The sequence below is a fragment of the Cellulomonas sp. C5510 genome (assembly GCF_019797765.1).
Classification (GTDB): domain Bacteria; phylum Actinomycetota; class Actinomycetes; order Actinomycetales; family Cellulomonadaceae; genus Cellulomonas.
In genome coordinates this window covers 2,363,754-2,380,978 of the sequence record NZ_CP081862.1, presented here as the reverse complement: position 1 = coordinate 2,380,978, position 17,225 = coordinate 2,363,754, and the positions used below count along the sequence as shown (strand labels likewise).

Here is a 17,225-nt window from a genome sequence, read left to right as displayed (position 1 = left end):
GTTTGAGAACTGCACAGTGGACGCGAGCATCTTTAAGTATGTCTTTGTGGTCAAGTTTTTAAGGGCACAGGGTGGATGCCTTGGCACTAGGAGCCGAAGAAGGACGTGGTAGCCTGCGATAAGCCTCGGGGAGTTGGCAAACGAACCGTGATCCGAGGATGTCCGAATGGGGAAACCCCGCACGAGTCATGTCGTGTGACCCGCACCTGAATATATAGGGTGTGTGGAGGGAACGCCGGGAAGTGAAACATCTCAGTACCGGCAGGAAGAGATATTCCGTGAGTAGTGGCGAGCGAAAGCGGATCAGGCCAAACCGTATGCGTGTCAAGCCGGCAGGCGTTGCGTGTACGGGGTTGTGGGACCTTTCAGTTGATTCTGCCGAGTCAGCAGGGAGTCAGAAAGCCTCGTGATAGTCGAAGGGCATTGAATGGCCCGGCACAGAGGGTGGTACCCCCGTAGACGAAATCATGTGGCCTCCCGAAGGGGATCCCAAGTAGCACGGGGCCCGAGAAATCCCGTGTGAATCTGGCAAGACCACTTGCTAAGCCTAAATACTACCTAGTGACCGATAGCGGACAAGTACCGTGAGGGAAAGGTGAAAAGTACCCCGGGAGGGGAGTGAAATAGTACCTGAAACCGTGTGCCTACAATCCGTCGGAGCCTCCCTAGCAGGGGTGACGGCGTGCCTTTTGAAGAATGAGCCTGCGAGTTAGTGGTACGTGGCGAGGTTAACCCGTGTGGGGAAGCCGTAGCGAAAGCGAGTCCGAACAGGGCGTGATAGTCGCGTGCTCTAGACCCGAAGCGAAGTGATCTAGCCATGGGCAGGTTGAAGCGCGGGTAAGACCGCGTGGAGGACCGAACCCACCTGGGTTGAAAACCGGGGGGATGACCTGTGGTTAGGGGTGAAAGGCCAATCAAACTTCGTGATAGCTGGTTCTCCCCGAAATGCATTTAGGTGCAGCCTCGCGTGTTTCTTGCCGGAGGTAGAGCTACTGGATAGCCGATGGGCCCTACCAGGTTACTGACGTTAGCCAAACTCCGAATGCCGGTAAGTGAGAGCGCGGGAGTGAGACTGCGGGGGATAAGCTCCGTAGTCGAGAGGGAAACAGCCCAGACCACCAGCTAAGGCCCCTAAGCGTATGCTAAGTGGGAAAGGATGTGGAGTTGCACAGACAACCAGGAGGTTGGCTTAGAAGCAGCCACCCTTGAAAGAGTGCGTAATAGCTCACTGGTCAAGTGATTCCGCGCCGACAATGTAGCGGGGCTCAAGTATACCGCCGAAGCTGTGGCATTCACACATTGCGCTAGGCCTTCGTGGTCCAGGCGTGTGGATGGGTAGGGGAGCGTCGTGTGGCGGGTGAAGCTGCGGGGTGACCCAGTGGTGGACGCTACACGAGTGAGAATGCAGGCATGAGTAGCGAATGACGGGTGAGAAACCCGTCCGCCGAATGACCAAGGGTTCCAGGGCCAGGCTAATCCGCCCTGGGTAAGTCGGGACCTAAGGCGAGGCCGACAGGCGTAGTCGATGGACAACGGGTTGATATTCCCGTACCGGCGAAGAACCGCCCATACCGAGCCCGGTGATGCTAAGCGCCCGAGCCCGCATATCGCGCCCTTCGGGGTGCACCGTGCGGGGGAGCGCGCGACCCGATCCGGTAGTAGGTAAGCGTATTAACAGGAGTGACGCAGGAAGGTAGCCCAGCGTGGCGATGGTAGTCCACGTCCAAGGCCGTAGGGCGAGTGGTAGGCAAATCCGCCACTCACATAGCCTGAGAACCGATGGTGACAGCGTATGCTGGATGATTGGGTGATCCTATGCTGCCGAGAAAAGCTTCGACGCGAGGTTCTAGCCGCCCGTACCCTAAACCGACTCAGGTGGTCAGGTAGAGAATACCAAGGCGATCGAGAGAATCGTGGTTAAGGAACTCGGCAAAATGCCCCCGTAACTTCGGGAGAAGGGGGGCCTGAAGCGTGTACCGGTTCGCCCGGGAAGCGTGGAGGGCCGCAGAGACCAGGGAGAAGCGACTGTTTACTAAAAACACAGGTCCGTGCGAAGTCGCAAGACGATGTATACGGACTGACGCCTGCCCGGTGCTGGAAGGTTAAGAGGACGGGTCAGCCGCAAGGCGAAGCTCAGAATTTAAGCCCCAGTAAACGGCGGTGGTAACTATAACCATCCTAAGGTAGCGAAATTCCTTGTCGGGTAAGTTCCGACCTGCACGAATGGCGTAACGACTTCTCCGCTGTCTCAACCGCGAACTCGGCGAAATTGCACTACGAGTAAAGATGCTCGTTACGCGCAGCAGGACGGAAAGACCCCGGGACCTTTACTATAGCTTGGTATTGGTGTTCGGTGCGGCTTGTGTAGGATAGGTGGGAGACTGTGAAGCCGGCACGCCAGTGTCGGTGGAGTCAACGTTGAAATACCACTCTGGTCGCTCTGGATATCTAACCTCGGTCCGTGATCCGGATCAGGGACAGTGCCTGGTGGGTAGTTTAACTGGGGCGGTTGCCTCCTAAAATGTAACGGAGGCGCTCAAAGGTTCCCTCAGCCTGGTTGGCAATCAGGTGGCGAGTGCAAGTGCACAAGGGAGCTTGACTGTGAGACTGACAGGTCGAGCAGGGACGAAAGTCGGAACTAGTGATCCGGCGGTGGCTTGTGGAAGCGCCGTCGCTCAACGGATAAAAGGTACCCCGGGGATAACAGGCTGATCTTGCCCAAGAGTCCATATCGACGGCATGGTTTGGCACCTCGATGTCGGCTCGTCGCATCCTGGGGCTGGAGTAGGTCCCAAGGGTTGGGCTGTTCGCCCATTAAAGCGGTACGCGAGCTGGGTTTAGAACGTCGTGAGACAGTTCGGTCCCTATCCGCTGCGCGCGCAGGAAACTTGAGAAGGGCTGTCCCTAGTACGAGAGGACCGGGACGGACGAACCTCTGGTGTGCCAGTTGTTCCGCCAGGAGCACGGCTGGTTGGCTACGTTCGGAAGGGATAACCGCTGAAAGCATCTAAGCGGGAAGCCTGCTTCAAGATGAGGTTTCCACGGGTCTTCGGACCTGAGAGGCTCCCGGCTAGACCACCGGGTAGATAGGCCGGATGTGGAAGAGGGGACGCAAGACCCTCGCAGCTGACCGGTACTAATAAGCCGACAACTTCACCACTCATACTTTGCTACGCGTCCACTGTGCGGTTCCCGAACCACGAACACGCGCCCTCCGACCTGTCGGTGGGTGTCCCGTGTCGACAGTTCGACAGAGTTACGGCGGCCATAGCGAAGGGGAAACGCCCGGTCCCATTCCGAACCCGGAAGCTAAGCCCTTCAGCGCCGATGGTACTGCACTCGCCAGGGTGTGGGAGAGTAGGACGCCGCCGGACATCATTCAGAAGAAGCCACCCCATCGCTGGGGTGGCTTCTTCTGTTTCCCGGGCTCTTGCGGGCGGATCTTCTGTCGACGCGGGACGGTCGTGGCGGCGTCCAGGGGCCGTGCAATCGTGAGCCTGGTGCGCCGCGCCGGGGCACCATCCACGCCGCCCGGGGGAGAGCTGTCGAGGCGCTGCGTGGGGCGATCCGCACCCAGGACGTGCCACGAGAGCCCGCTCCAGGTTGCGGTCGTTGCGAGGTTCGACGGCGTCGCGACCGCAGCCTTCGCGATCTGAGGGCTGCGCCGGTCCCGACGGTGCTGGGCACGGGGACGTCTCGTGCGGGACGGGACGGGACGTTCGACGTGCGGGGGCTCGCGGGGATGAGCCCCTATCTCGGGCCGGCTGTCGCTCGGTCCGGGCGGTCACGGCCGGTGCGTGGAGCGGGGTCACGTCATCTGGTCAGCTCGCGGTCGAGTGTCCGGTCGGCGGTTCTCGGGCGGCTCGAGCGGGCGATCCTCGCTCGGACTCTCGGCTCTCGGTTCCTCGGTCGGTCGTGGGTCGGTGGTGCCGTGGGCACGCGGTGGTGCCGTCGGTACGCGGTGGCGCGGCCTGCACTCGGGACGGGATCCCCGGCAGCGGTGGTTGCCCTGGCCCCGGGATGGTCCGGGCGGGCGAGGGCCGGTGCTCGGGCGACGTGACGGTCGATGGTCCCCAGGCCGGGGCCGGATGTGGGGTCGGGCGTGGCTGGATGAGACGATGGTCAACGGTCGGATGACGAGGAGACGCAGGACATGAGCAGCGACGAGCGCGGGACGCGTTCGGCGGACGAGGGCGATCGCCGCGGCGGTGGCGTCGGGCGCTACAGCAACCGGAACGGTGCGCGCCCTGCGGGCGGTGCACGGCCGGCGCGCGCTCCGCGGGTGGCGGGTCAGCGCGGCCGGGGACAGGCCGAGGGCGGCGGCGCGCGCGGCGGGAGCGAGGGTTCGCGGGCCGGCCGTGGGGGCACCGCCGCGCCCCGCGGGCGCGAGGGGTACGAGCGCGACGGGCGTCCGTCGGACGGCGGAAGTGCCGGGCGCGGTGCGTGGGGCGGGTCCGACCAGGGCGGTCGGTCGGGTCGTGGTTCTCAGGGTGACCGTAGCCGGCCGACCGAGGGCTACCGGGGCGATTCGACGCGCGGTGCGGGGGACGCTTCGCGCGGTGGGTACCGAGGTGAGCGGGCCGGCGCGGCTCGCGACCGTGGGGGTCGCGCCGACGGGTTCGCCGGGGAGCGTTCCTCGCGACCTGGCGGCGGGTCCACGCGCGACCGCGCGCGGGACGGCTCAGGTCGGGACGACCGCGGCGGCGCACGTCGACCGTCCGGGGCGGGTGAGGGGCGCGGGGCCGGCACCGGCTGGGGTGGTCCCCGCCGCGATGCGCGCGGCTCGCGCGACGAGGGACGAGCCGGCTACCGGGACGGCGCGGGACGTGACGGCGCGGGGCGTGACGGCTCGCGGCGGGACAGCGGAGGCGCGTCCGGTGGGTTCCGGCGCGACGGGGACGAGCGGCGGGACGTCCGGCGCGGCGGTGGTGCCCGTGAGGGCGGGTTCCGCAGCGGTGCCCGTGACGGCGCCGATCGCGGGTCCGCCCGTCGAGGCTCCGAGAGCGGCGACCGGCCGCGTGGCACCTGGCAGGAGCGAGGGCGGCGGGACCAGGACGGCTCCGCCCCGGGCGACAGGCGGTCGCGTAGCGGGGGTGCGCGGGGTGGTCGTGCCGGTGGGTTCGGCCGTGAGGAGGGCGCTCGGCGTGACGAGCGCGGTGGTCGGCCCGGGTTCGGCGACCCCCGAGGCGGTGCGCGGGGTGACCGGGTCGCGGGCCGGGACGACCGCGGTGGGTCGCGGGAGGGACGTCGCGGGTTCGACGGCGAGGTCCGGGGTCCGCGGGGCTCCGACGAGCGGCGGCCTCTGCGTCGTGGACCGCACCGCGAGGACGACCAGCGGGACACGCGGCCGCCCCAGTCCGTCCGGGTCTACGGCCCGGACATCCCGGACGACGTGGAGTTCAGCCAGCTCGACCGCGAGGTCCGGGCGCGGCTGCGGACGCTCAGCAAGGACAACGCGTTCGTCGTGGGGCGTCACCTCGTCATGACCGGGCGGCTGCTCGACGTCGACCCGGAGCTCGCGTACGAGCACGCCCAGGCCGCGGTGCGGCACGGGGGCCGGGTGGACGTGGTGCGGGAGGCCGCCGGGCTGGCGGCGTACCGGACCGGGCGTTTCGCCGAGGCGCTGCGGGAGCTGCGCACGGTCCGGCGTCTGAACGGGTCGTCGGAGCACCTCGCCGTGATGGCCGACTGCGAGCGTGGCCTGGGGAGGCCGGAGCGGGCGATCGCCCTCGCGGCCGAGCCGGAGGCGGAGCAGCTCGACGTGCAGGGCCGGGTGGAGCTGGCGATGGTGGTCAGCGGGGCGCGGCTCGACATGGGCGACCCCGATGCGGCCCTCGCGGCCCTGTCGGGGATCGCGACCGGGACGGTGCGGACGGTCCTCGGCGCCCGGGTCGTCCAGGCGAGGGCCGAGGCGCTGCGGGCGGCCGGTCGCGCCGCGGAGGCCGACGCGGTCGAGGCCGCGGTCCCGGCGGCGCTGATGGCGCAGGCCGCGGACCTCGAGCCGGACGAGGACGTCGTCGTGTTCGACCTCGAGGAGGACGACGAGGCGGGAGGCGTCACCGACCAGCCTGCGGTCGGGGTCGAGCCGGACCAGCCCGCCGGGGCCGCCGACCAGGCGACCCCCGAGCCCGACACGGAGGACGAGTGACCGACGCACGCCTGCTCGGCAGCGACATCCCGCTGGCCGAGCGCTACGACCTGGCCCTCGTCGACCTGGACGGCGTCGCGTACCGGGGGCACGAGCCCATCGACGGGGCGTCGGCCGGGCTCGCCGGTGCGCGAGCCGCGGGCATGCGCCTGGTGTTCGTGACGAACAACGCGTCGCGGGAGCCGGGGTCCGTGGCCGAGCAGCTCACGTCCCTGGACATCCCGACGCGGCCGGACGAGGTGATGACGGCGGCACAGGCCGCGGCGGCGCTGCTGGCCACCCGGCTGGAGCGCGGCGCCACGGTCCTCGTGGTGGGCGGCGCGGGGCTGCTGACGGCGGTGCGGGAGGCGGGCTTCACGGTCGTGACGTCCGCGGAGGACCGGCCGGACGCCGTGGTGCAGGGCTTCGCTCCCGAGCTCGGCTGGGCCCAGCTGGCGGAGGCGGCGTACGCCGTGGCCGGCGGCGCCTGGTTCGTGGCGAGCAACCTCGACAAGAGCCTGCCGACCGCCCGCGGGTTCGCGCCCGGCAACGGCGCGCTCGTGGGCGCGGTCACGGCGGCCACCGGTGTCGTCCCGGACAGCGCCGGCAAGCCGGCGTCGACCATGTACGAGATGGCGGTGGAGCGCGCCGGTGCCCGCGCGGCCCTGGTGGTCGGCGACCGGCTCGACACCGACCTGGCGGGCGCCCGGTCCGGCGGCTTCGACGGACTGCACGTCCTGACGGGCGTCAGCACGGCGCGGGACGACGTGCTGGCCCCGCCCGGGCTGCGCCCGCACTACATCGCGGCGGACCTCGGCGGGCTGCTGGTCCCGCACCCCGAGCCGGTGGCCGCGGGCGACGGCTGGTGGACGTGCGGCGGTGCCGCGGCGCGTGTGGTCGACGGCCGCCTCGACCTCGGGTCGTCTCCCGCCGGCACCGATCTGGTGCGGGCGGCCTGCGCGGCGGCGTGGGCCTCGGCCGACGCGGGTCAGGCGGTCGACCCGGCTTCGGTACCGGAGCTGCGTGTCGAGCCGGGGCGGGCGGCCGGCGTCGGAGCAGGCCGGTAGCCTGACGGAGGCGGGGGACGTCAGCACCGGTGGATGGGGAGTGGGAGTCGTGGAGCCGACGGGCGACCAGGTGGTGGACGAGGCGCTGTCGCGCCTGACCGACGTCACCGAGCTGGGGCTGCGCGAGCAGCTCGCCGTCGTCGACGCCGTGCACGCCGCCCTCCAGGACCGCCTCGCCGACGCGGAGGGCTGAGGCGCGTGGCGACGCGTGTCGACGCCGCGCTGGTGCGCGACGGCCTCGCCCGGTCGCGCCGGCACGCGGCGGAGCTGATCGCCGCCGGCCGCGTGGTCGTCGACGGTGCCGCGGTCCGTCGGGCCGCCCTGCCGCTCGCGGAGGGCCAGCGTCCGGAGGTCGTCGGCGGCGGGACGGACGACGACTGGGCGTCGCGCGGTGCGCACAAGCTGCTGGGCGCGCTCACAGCCTTCGAGGTCGACGTCACCGACCGCGACTGCTTGGACGCGGGCGCCAGCACCGGCGGGTTCACGGACGTGCTGCTGCGCCGGGGCGCGCGCCGTGTCGTCGCGGTGGACGTCGGGCACGGTCAGCTCGTGGAGCGGCTGCGCACCGACCCGCGGGTGGAGTCGCGCGAGGGCGTCAACGTCCGGTACCTCGGGGTGGGCGACGTCGCGCCGGCCCCCGGCCTCGTGGTGGGTGACCTCTCGTTCATCTCGCTCCGGCTGGTGCTCCCCGGCCTGGTGGCGGTCGCCGCGCCGGGGGCGGACCTGCTCGTGCTCGTCAAGCCGCAGTTCGAGGTCGGGCGGGACCGGCTCGGCGCCGGTGGCGTGGTGCGGTCCCCCGGGCAGCGCGCGCAGGCGGTGCTCGACGTCGCCGCCGCAGCGGGCGACCTCGGCCTCGCGGTGCTCGGCGTGGCCCGGAGCCCGCTGCCCGGCCCGAGCGGCAACGTGGAGTACTTCCTGCACCTGCGGCGAGGCCCGGCGGGCCTCGTCGGCGAGAGCCTGGCCGCGCGGGTGCACGAGGTCGTGGACGACGGAGAGGGTGCAGGGGCATGAGCAGCAGGAGGGTGCTGGTCGTCACGCACAGCGGGCGGCCCGAGGCGGTGACGGCCACCGAGGAGGCGGCAGCGGCCCTGACGGCGGCCGGTTTCACGCCGGTCCTCGCCGGCGAGGACGTCCCGGGCATGGCGTTCCACGACATCGAGCTCGCGATGATCCTCGGCGGCGACGGGACGATCCTGCGTGCGGCGGAGCTCGCACGCGGAGCCGGCGTGCCGCTGCTCGGGATCAACCTCGGCCACGTCGGGTTCCTCGCGGAGAGCGAGCGGGACGACATCAAGGAGGCCGTGCGCCGCATCGCGGCGGGGGACTACACGGTCGAGGAGCGGACCACCCTGCAGGTGCAGGTGCAGGTCCCCGGACGGCCGGACCCGCTGACGTCGTGGGCGCTGAACGAGGCCGCTCTGGAGAAGGCCGAGCCGGCGCGCATGGTCGAGGTGGTGATCGAGGTCGACGACCGGCCGCTGTCGACGTTCGGGTGCGACGGCGTGGTGCTCGCGACGTCCACCGGGTCGACCGCGCACGCGTTCTCCGCCGGGGGGCCGGTGGTGTGGCCGGAGGTCGACAGCCTCATCGTCGTCCCGCTGTCGGCGCACGCGCTGTTCGCGCGCCCGCTCGTCGTGGGCCCGCGCAGCGTCGTCGCGGTCGAGGTGCTGACGCGCTCGCCGTCGCCCGCCGTGCTCGTGTGCGACGGGCGCCGGCGCATCGACGTCCCGGCCGGCTCGCGCGTGGAGGTCCGCCGGTCGCCCGTGCCGGTGCGGCTGGCGCGCCTCACTCCGGCGCCCTTCACGGACCGCCTGGTCAACAAGTTCGCCCTGCCTGTCGCCGGCTGGCGGGGTCGCTCGCACGAGCACGAGCCGCACCCGCACGGCACCGGCCCCGAGGACGCCCTCCGGGGGGACACGGCCCGGCCGGACGGACCGAGCCGCCCCGGCGACGCGGTGGGTGCCCCGGCCGCGGAGGGGAGCTGACCGGTGTTCGAGGAGATCTCCATCAGCGACCTCGGCGTCATCACCGGCGCCCAGGTGCGGCTGCACCCGGGGCTGACCGTGCTGTCCGGCGAGACGGGTGCCGGCAAGACGATGGTGCTCACCGGCCTCGACCTGCTGCTGGGCGGCAAGGCCGACCCGGCGACCGTCCGGACCGGCGCGGCGCAGGCGGTCGTCGAGGGCCGGGTCCTCGTCGCCGCGGGCTCGCCGGTGCTGGCCCGCGCGCGGGAGGCGGGCGCCGCTCTCGACGACGACGGCGGGCTCGTGCTCGTGCGCACGGTGACGGCGCCGACGGAGGACGCCCCTGGCCGGTCCCGCGCGCACCTCGGCGGTCGGTCCGTGCCGCAGGCCGTGCTGGGGGAGCTGGCGGAGCACCTCGTGACCGTGCACGGCCAGCAGGACCAGGCGCGCCTCCGGTCGCCCGCCCACCAGCGGGAGGCGCTCGACGCGTTCGCCGGAGCGGCCCACCAGGACCTGCTCGGGGAGTACCGCGAGGCGTGGGCGGAGCGCGCCCGGCTGCAGGCGACGATCGACGACCTGACCGCGCGACGGCAGGACCTCGCTCGGGAGGCGGAGCTGCTGCGGCTCGGGCTCGCCGAGGTGGAGCGGGTCGACCCGCAGCCGGGGGAGGACGAGCAGCTCGCGGCGGAGATCGAGCGGCTGGAGCACGCGGAGGACCTGCGCGCGGCCGCGTCGGGGGCGCACGCGGCTCTCGTCGGGGACGACGACGCAGCGGACGACGCCGCCACGGCCGCCGGCGCCGTCGAGCACGCGCGGCGGCTGCTCGACGGGGCGGGGGTGCACGACGGGCGCCTGGCCGAGCTGCGCGACCGCGTCGCGGAGGCGGGCTACCTGCTGGCGGACGCCGCGACGGAGCTGTCGTCGTACCTCCAGGACCTGCAGGCCGACCCGCTGCGCCTGGACGCCGCGCAGACCCGTCGCGCCGAGCTCACCTCGCTGACGCGGTCGTACGGCGAGGACGTCGCCGCGGTGCTGCGCTGGGCGGACGAGGGCAGCCGGCGGCTGCTCGAGATCGGCGACGGCGACGAGCGCGTCACCGGTCTGCTCGCGCAGCGGGACGGTCTGGACGCGCGCCTGGTCGACCTCGCCGACCGGGTCGGGGCGGCACGTCGGGAGGCCGCCGCGCGCCTGGCCGCGACCGTCTCCGCGGAGCTCGCGGGCCTGGCGATGGCGGGCGCGTCCCTCAAGGTGCGGGTCGACCCTGCGCCCGAGCTGGGTCCGCACGGTGGAGATGTCGTGGAGATGCTCCTGGTGGCGCACGCCGGTGCACCCGCCCGCCCGCTGGGCAAGGGCGCGTCCGGGGGCGAGCTCTCGCGTGTGATGCTGGCGCTCGAGGTGGCGCTCGCCACGTCGCCCGACCAGGGCGAGCACCGCCCGGGGACGTTCGTCTTCGACGAGGTCGACGCCGGCGTCGGCGGCCGTGCGGCGACCGAGGTGGGGCGCCGGCTCGCCTCTCTGGCGCGGAACTCCCAGGTCCTGGTCGTCACGCACCTCGCGCAGGTGGCGGCGTTCGCGGACCGCCACCTGGTGGTGACGAAGTCGCGCGACGGCGCGGTGACCGCGTCGGACGTGCGGGAGGTCACGGGGGAGGACAGGGTGCGCGAGCTCGCGCGCATGCTCTCCGGGCAGGAGGAGTCCGGAGCGGCGCGTGCGCACGCAGCGGAGCTTCTGGAGCAGGGAAGCGTGGCACGATGAACACCGATGAAACTCCTGCCCTCGCGTAGACGCCCCGCCGCGCCCCCCGGGGGCGAGCTCGTCGGCCCCGCCCGGGTCGACCCCCGCACGAAGTCGCTGACCAAGCGGCTGCGGCCCGGGGAGATCGCGGTGATCGACCACGTCGACATCGACCGGGTCTCGGCCGAGGCGCTCGTCGCCTGCCAGCCCGCGGCGGTGCTGAACGCCGCCCGCTCGACGTCGGGGCGCTACCCGAACCTCGGCCCGGACATCCTCGTGTCGGCCGGCATCCCGCTGGTCGACGACCTCGGCCCGGACATCATGACGCTGCGCGAGGGCCGCTCGCTGCGGATCACCGGCGGCGCGGTGCACGACGGCGACCGGCTGGTGGCGGAGGGCGTCGTGCAGACCCCCGAGACCGTGGCGACCGACCAGGCCGCCGCCCGCGAGGGCCTGTCGGTGCAGCTCGAGTCGTTCGCGGCGAACACCATGGACTACCTCCGGCGCGAGCGCGACCTGCTGCTCGACGGCGTCGGCGTGCCCGACATCGCGACCGTCATCGACGGCCGGCAGGTCCTCATCGTCGTGCGCGGCTACCACTACAAGGAGGACCTGGTCACGCTGCGCCCGTACATCCGCGAGTACCGGCCGGTGCTCATCGGCGTGGACGGCGGGGCGGACGCCATCCTCGAGGCCGGGTGGACCCCCGACATGATCGTCGGGGACATGGACTCCGTCTCCGACCGGGCGCTGCGCTGCGGCGCCGAGATCGTCGTGCACGCCTACCGGGACGGCCGCGCGCCGGGCCTCGCGCGCGTGGACCAGCTCGGCGTGCCCCACATCGTCTTCCCGGCGACCGGCACCAGCGAGGACGTCGCCATGCTGCTCGCGGACGACAAGGGCGCCGAGCTCATCGTCGCCGTCGGCACCCACGCCACGCTGGTCGAGTTCCTCGACAAGGGGCGTTCCGGCATGGCGAGCACGTTCCTCACGCGGCTGCGCGTGGGCGGCAAGCTGGTCGACGCCAAGGGCGTGTCGCGGCTGTACCGGAACCGGATCTCGAACCTCCAGCTCACGTTGCTGGTGCTCGCCGGTCTGCTGGCACTCGGCGTCGCGCTGGCCTCCACCACCGCCGGTCAGACGCTGATCGGCCTGACCGGCGCCCGCTGGGACGACCTCGTGTCCTGGTTCGGGTCCCTGTTCGGCGGCGCACCGTGACCCCCGGCCGTCGGGCCGAGCACGCCCCACCCTCCCGCGCGTCCCGCGTCTCCGCCGACCGTCCCGCCCCCCGCCGTGCCCGCCTCACGCCGGCACCCGACCGAGAGCGCTCCCTGTGATCGACTTCCGCTACCACCTCGTCTCCCTGATCTCGGTGTTCCTGGCGCTGGCCGTCGGCATCGCGCTCGGGGCCGGCCCGCTCAAGGAGACGATCGGCGACACGCTCACCGGCCAGGTCGACCAGCTCCGCGCCGAGAAGGACGCGCTGCGTGCCGAGCTCGACGCCGCGAGCACCGACCTCGCTGCCGCCGACACCTGGGTGCGCGCCGCGGGCGCCGAGCTGGTCGACGGCACGCTCGAGGACCGTCGGGTCGCCGTCATCGCGCTCGGTGCGGTGGACGGCGACGCGCTCGCGGCCGTCGAGGACCAGCTCACCGACGCCGGCGCGACCGTCAGCGCGGACGTCACGCTGAACCCGGCGTGGACGTCGACGGACCTGCGGCAGTTCCGGTCCGCGCTGGTCGGCAACATCGAGGCCTACCTCGACCCGCAGCCGGACGACGACGCGACGCCGGACACCGCGCTCGCCGAGGCGCTGCTCCAGGGCCTCACGGGAGCCGACCCGGCGCAGCCCGACGAGCTCAGCACCGACGCGGCGACCCTGCTGGAGCTGCTGACCTCGGGGGACGACCCGCTGGTCGCCTTCGGCGCTGACGTCACGACGCCCGCCGACGCGGTCGTGCTCGTCGCACCCACCGTCCTGCCCGCGGAGGCCGGGACGGAGCCGAGCGGAGACGCCGACGAGCTCCAGGCGGCGCTCGACTCGCAGATCGCGCTGGCGCGCGTCGCGCAGACCCGGTCCGAGGGCGCCGTCGTGGTCGACGGCCCGCTCGCCGAGGGCACCCTGGTGTCGGCGATCCTGGCCGACGAGGACGCGTCACGGGCGATCACGACCGTCTCGGACGCCGACACGGCGACAGGCCAGGTGTCCGTCCCGCTCGCGCTCAACGCCCGCATCGGGGGCACCGGCGGCCACTACGGCCACGGGGAGGACATGACCGTGCTGCCCGAGACCACGGTCCTGACGCCGGTGGACCGCACGCCCGTCGCGTCCGGGGCCGACGACACCGCCGGGGACGGCGCCGGCGACGCGGGCGGCGAGGGGTGAGCGTCGCGCGGCGGCTCGCGGCGGCTGCGGCCGCGCGGGTCACGACGACCCTGGTGCGCGGCCTGCTCGACGACGACCCGCCGGGCGGCGCGCGGACGTGGGAGCGCACCAACCACCGCGGCGAGCCCGTCAGCCTGCTGGGTGGGCCGGCGGTCGCCGCGGGCGTGCTCGCGGGCGGCCTCGTCGGCGCGCCCTCCACCCGTGACGGCGCGGCGCTCGCTGTCGCGACCGGGGCCGCGACGGCTTTCGGGCTGGTCGACGACCTCACCGAGGACCGCGAGGGCGCGGTCCGCAAGGGCCTCAAGGGTCACCTGGGCGCCCTCGCGCGCGGCGAGGTGACGACGGGTGGCCTCAAGGTGCTGGGCATCGGTGCGGGCGCCCTGGTGGCGGCGGCGCTGAGCAGACCGCACGACGCCCGGACTGCCGGGCGGAGCCGGGTCGTGCTCCGGCTCGTCGACGTCGCGGTGGACGGTGCGCTGGTGGCCGCCAGCGCGAACCTCGTGAACCTGCTCGACCTGCGCCCCGGTCGCGCGCTCAAGGCCGCGGGCATCGCGGCCGCCCCGGCGGGCGTGCTCGGCGGCCGGGGCGGCGCGACCGCCGCGGCGGTGCTGGGTGCGGTCGCCGCCGAGCTCCCCGACGACCTGGCGGAGCGCGACATGCTCGGTGACTCCGGTGCGAACGCCGTCGGCGCGGCGCTCGGCGTGGTCGCGGTCCAGCAGTGCCCGCGACCCGTGCGCGCCGCGCTGCTGGCCGGCGTGGTGGCGCTCACCGTGGCCTCGGAGCGGATCAGCTTCACGCAGGTCATCGCGCGAACCCCGGTGCTGCGGGAGGTCGACGGTTGGGGCCGGCGCCCGGCGCACGTGCCGGCCCCGGCGCGGCCGTCCTCCGGGATGCCGGGGCCGGACGCGCCGGGGCCGGGCGGGGTGCCCGGGCGGTGAACCGGCGGGGCGTCCTGTCGGGCCTCGCGGGCGCCGCGGCCCTGATCTCCGTCGTCACGATCGTCAGCCGGCTGCTCGGCTTCGCGCGGACGCTCGCGTTCACCGGCAACGTCGGCATCACCGCGGCGGGTGACGCGTACGCGTGGGCGAACACCCTGCCGAACGTGCTGTTCGAGGTCGTGGCCGGCGGTGCCCTCGCCGGCGCCCTGATCCCGGTGCTCGCGGCGCCGTTGGCCCGGGGGATGCGGGACGACGTGTCGCACATCGCCTCCGCGATGCTCGGCTGGACGCTCGGCGGCCTGACGCTGCTGGCCGTGGCGCTGGCACTGGCGGCCGAGCCGATCGCGCTGCTCGCGACGACGCGCTCGGACGCCGGCCACGACCTCGTGGTGTTCTTCCTGCGGGTGTTCGCGGTGCAGCTGCCGCTCTACGGGCTCGCCGTGGTGCTGTCCGGGGTCCTGCAGGCGCAGCGCCGGTTCTTCTGGCCCGCGTTCGCCCCCGTGCTGTCCAGCCTCGTGGTGATCCTGACCTACCTGGGCTACGGTGCCGCGCTGCGGCACGCCCAGGTCGACCCCGCGTCGAGCGACGTCGGGGTGCTGCCGGGCGGCGCGACCGCGCTCCTGGCGTGGGGCACGACAGCGGGGGTCCTCGCCATGGGTCTGCCGATGCTGGTGCCCGTGCACCGGTCCGGTGTGCGGCTGCGTCCGACGCTCCGGTTCCCCGAAGGTGTCGCCGCGAGGGCTCGCGGCCTCGCGCTCGCCGGCGTCGGCGGCCTCGTCGCCCAGCAGGTGGCCGTGCTCGCGACGACCCTGTGGATGGCGCGCCGGTTCGGCGGCGACGGCACGCTGACCGCGTACCAGCAGGTCGTGCAGGCGGTGTACCTGCTGCCGTACGCCGTGCTCGCCGTCCCGCTGGCCACGAGCACGTTCCCGCGGCTCGCCGAGCGCGCCGCCCGGCCCGGCCGCGAGGGGTACGCACCGCTCGCGGCGGTGACGACGCGGGCGGTGCTGGTCGCCGGGGCCGTCGGCGCGGCGGTGCTCGCCGCGGCAGCGCCGGCCGTCGCGCGGGCGTTCGTCGCGATCGGCACGGGCGACGAGCGCCTCATCGCGTCGGTGGACGTCGCGCTGACGCTCATCGCCCCCGGGCTCCTCGGGCTCGGCTTGATCTTCCACCTGTCGCGTGCCCTGTACGCGCTGGAGCGGGGACGGCTCGCGGTGCTCGCCGTCAGCGGCGGGTGGGCGGCAGTGGTGGCGGCGTCCTGGGTCGCGTGCGTCGTGATGGTGCCGCCGGGGGCGCAGGACGGGCCGGCGACGCTGCGGGCGCTCGCCCTCGGGAACACCACCGGCATGGTGGTCGCCGGGATCCTCCTCCTCCTGGCCGTCCGGTCCGCCGCAGGCGCCGGTGCGATCGCTGGGACCGCCCGCACGCTCGCGGTGCTCGTGCTGGGAGGCGTGGCCGGTGCGGTCGCGGGCCGCTGGACCGTCGACGCGGTGCAGCGGTTCACCGAGGGGCTCGGCGCGGCCGTGGGCGCGGCGGCCGGGGGCGGCGCGCTCGCGGCGTCGGTCGTGGTCGGGGCGGTGTGGCTGCTGGACCGGTCGACCGTGACGGGCCTGCTCCGGCGACGGCGCTCGCCGGGGGCGGCGCACGGAGCCCCGTCGCGGGACGCTGCTGGCGTCGCGACGGGCCCGGCGGCCGCCGCGGCCCCCCGGGATGGGGTACCGGGCGGCCCGGTGCCCACCGGCCCGGGGCCCCGGGGCGTCGTCCCCGGCGTGGCCCGCCCCGGGGGCCCGACGTCCTCGCCGGCGGACGACGGACGCGCGGCGGGCACCGGCGACGCGGGCCGGGACGGCCGCAGCGAACGGGAGGTGGAGCGGTGACGCGACGGGTGCTGCAGGTGCTGGGCTCGAGCGCGGGCGGTGTGGCCCGGCACGTCGCCCAGGTCGCGGCGGCGCTGGCCGGGGCGGGGGACCAGGTGGTCGTGGCGGGGCCGTCTGCCCTGGCGGAGACGGTCGCGCCCTCGGCCGGTGGCGCGCGGTTCGCCGCGGTCGAGATCGCCGACCGCCCCCACGCCTCGGACCTGCGCGCCGTGTCCCGCCTGGCGCGGCTGGCGCGCGACGCGGACGCGGTGCACGCCCACGGGTTGCGCGCCGGCGCGCTGACCGTGCTGGCCGTGCGCGGTCGCCCGGGGCGACGGCCGCGCGTCGTCGTCACGCTGCACAACCTGCCCGTCGGCGGGCGTGCCGTGCGGGCGGTGTCGGCGGTGCTCGGGCGCGTCGTCGCCCGGGGTGCCGACGTGGTGCTGGGCGTCTCCGGCGACCTCGTGGCGCTGAGCCGGTCGCAGGGAGCGCGCGTGGCGGAGCGTGCGCTCGTGCCCGCGCCGGCCCGCCCGGCGCCGTCACGCGGGACGGGGGAGACGCGTGCCGCGCTGGGCCTCGCGAGCACCGACGAGCTGGTCGTCACGGTCGCCCGGCTGGCGCCGCAGAAGGGCCTGGACACGCTGGTTCGTGCCGCGTCGGCGGCTGCCCGCACCCGGCCCGCGCTGCGCTGGGTGGTCGCGGGGGACGGCCCGCTGCGCGACCAGGTCGAGGCGGCGGTCCGCGCGGCCTCCGCGCCCGTGACGCTGCTCGGACGGCGCGAGGACGTCGCCGACCTCCTGGCGGCGGCGGACGTCGTCGCGTCCACCGCGGTGTGGGAGGGGCAGCCGATCGCCGTGCAGGAGGCGCTGGCCCTCGGGTCGGCGGTCGTCGCCACGGACGCCGGCGGGACGCGCGAGGTGACCGGCGACGCGGCCGTCCTGGTGCCCGTCGGGGACGCGGAGGCGCTGGGCGCGGCGGTGGCCGCGGTGCTCGCGGACGCCAGCCGGCGGGACACCCTGCGGCAGGCCGCCCGCGACCGGGCGGCCCGGCTCCCGCAGCTGCCCGACGTGCTGGCGCAGCTCGAGACGCACTACCGCGGCTGAGCGCACCACGCGGCGGCGTGTCACCGGGGTCACCCGGCGCGTCGGCCCGC

11 protein-coding genes and 2 rRNA genes are annotated in these 17,225 nt (G+C 73.6%); all 13 read left to right on the top strand.

All coding sequences use genetic code 11. The features are described from left to right. Nucleotides 1–48: 48 nt before the first annotated feature. A 23S ribosomal RNA gene (locus K5O09_RS11105) occupies nt 49–3,160 on the top strand. A gap of 97 nt (nt 3,161–3,257) precedes the next feature. Continuing rightward, nucleotides 3,258–3,374: ribosomal RNA gene (gene rrf / locus K5O09_RS11100) — 5S ribosomal RNA — on the top strand. A 2,018-nt stretch (nt 3,375–5,392) separates the two neighbouring features. Next, nucleotides 5,393–6,148: a hypothetical protein gene (locus K5O09_RS11095; RefSeq protein WP_222169616.1), complete on the top strand. Its 756-nt coding sequence runs from the start codon at nt 5,393–5,395 to the stop codon at nt 6,146–6,148. Then, nucleotides 6,145–7,194 (top strand): HAD-IIA family hydrolase, encoded by a 1,050-nt coding sequence (locus K5O09_RS11090; RefSeq protein ID WP_222169615.1) that lies wholly within the window; start codon nt 6,145–6,147, stop codon nt 7,192–7,194. Before K5O09_RS11095 ends, K5O09_RS11090 begins: the two co-directional genes overlap by 4 nt. Nucleotides 7,195–7,243: 49 nt before the next feature. Further along, nucleotides 7,244–7,387: a hypothetical protein gene (locus K5O09_RS11085; protein ID WP_222172908.1), complete on the top strand. Its 144-nt coding sequence runs from the start codon at nt 7,244–7,246 to the stop codon at nt 7,385–7,387. A 5-nt stretch (nt 7,388–7,392) separates the two neighbouring features. Beyond that, on the top strand, nt 7,393–8,205 hold the full coding sequence (locus K5O09_RS11080; RefSeq protein ID WP_222169614.1) for a TlyA family RNA methyltransferase: 813 nt from the start codon (nt 7,393–7,395) through the stop codon (nt 8,203–8,205). Then, the gene (locus K5O09_RS11075) at nt 8,202–9,179 is read left to right on the top strand and encodes an NAD kinase (RefSeq protein WP_222169613.1); all 978 of its coding nucleotides are present in this window, start codon (nt 8,202–8,204) and stop codon (nt 9,177–9,179) included. Before K5O09_RS11080 ends, K5O09_RS11075 begins: the two co-directional genes overlap by 4 nt. A gap of 3 nt (nt 9,180–9,182) precedes the next feature. Then, nucleotides 9,183–10,913 carry a DNA repair protein RecN gene (recN, locus tag K5O09_RS11070; protein ID WP_222169612.1) on the top strand — a complete coding sequence of 577 codons (1,731 nt, stop codon included), beginning with the start codon at nt 9,183–9,185 and terminating at the stop codon, nt 10,911–10,913. Nucleotides 10,914–10,919: 6 nt separating this feature from the next. Next, entirely contained in the window at nt 10,920–12,110 is a 1,191-nt protein-coding gene (gene steA, locus K5O09_RS11065) for a putative cytokinetic ring protein SteA (RefSeq protein WP_222169611.1), read from the top strand. A 115-nt stretch (nt 12,111–12,225) separates the two neighbouring features. Beyond that, nucleotides 12,226–13,278, top strand: a complete 1,053-nt coding sequence (locus K5O09_RS11060; protein WP_222169610.1) for a copper transporter — start codon at nt 12,226–12,228, stop codon at nt 13,276–13,278. Further along, on the top strand, nt 13,275–14,216 hold the full coding sequence (locus tag K5O09_RS11055) for a hypothetical protein (RefSeq protein WP_222169609.1): 942 nt from the start codon (nt 13,275–13,277) through the stop codon (nt 14,214–14,216). The genes K5O09_RS11060 and K5O09_RS11055 overlap by 4 nt, the downstream gene beginning before the upstream one ends. Further along, nucleotides 14,213–16,093: a murein biosynthesis integral membrane protein MurJ gene (gene murJ, locus K5O09_RS11050; RefSeq protein ID WP_222169608.1), complete on the top strand. Its 1,881-nt coding sequence runs from the start codon at nt 14,213–14,215 to the stop codon at nt 16,091–16,093. Before K5O09_RS11055 ends, murJ begins: the two co-directional genes overlap by 4 nt. Then, the gene (locus K5O09_RS11045; RefSeq protein WP_222169607.1) at nt 16,090–17,175 is read left to right on the top strand and encodes a glycosyltransferase; all 1,086 of its coding nucleotides are present in this window, start codon (nt 16,090–16,092) and stop codon (nt 17,173–17,175) included. Before murJ ends, K5O09_RS11045 begins: the two co-directional genes overlap by 4 nt. Nucleotides 17,176–17,225: the final 50 nt, after the last annotated feature.

Excerpts from the sequence above, each read along its gene's own strand:
- steA (WP_222169611.1), top strand. The coding sequence starts at position 10,920 with ATGAAACTCCTGCCCTCGCGTAGACGCCCCGCCGCGCCCCCCGGGGGC.
- K5O09_RS11075 (WP_222169613.1), top strand. The coding sequence starts at position 8,202 with ATGAGCAGCAGGAGGGTGCTGGTCGTCACGCACAGCGGGCGGCCCGAG.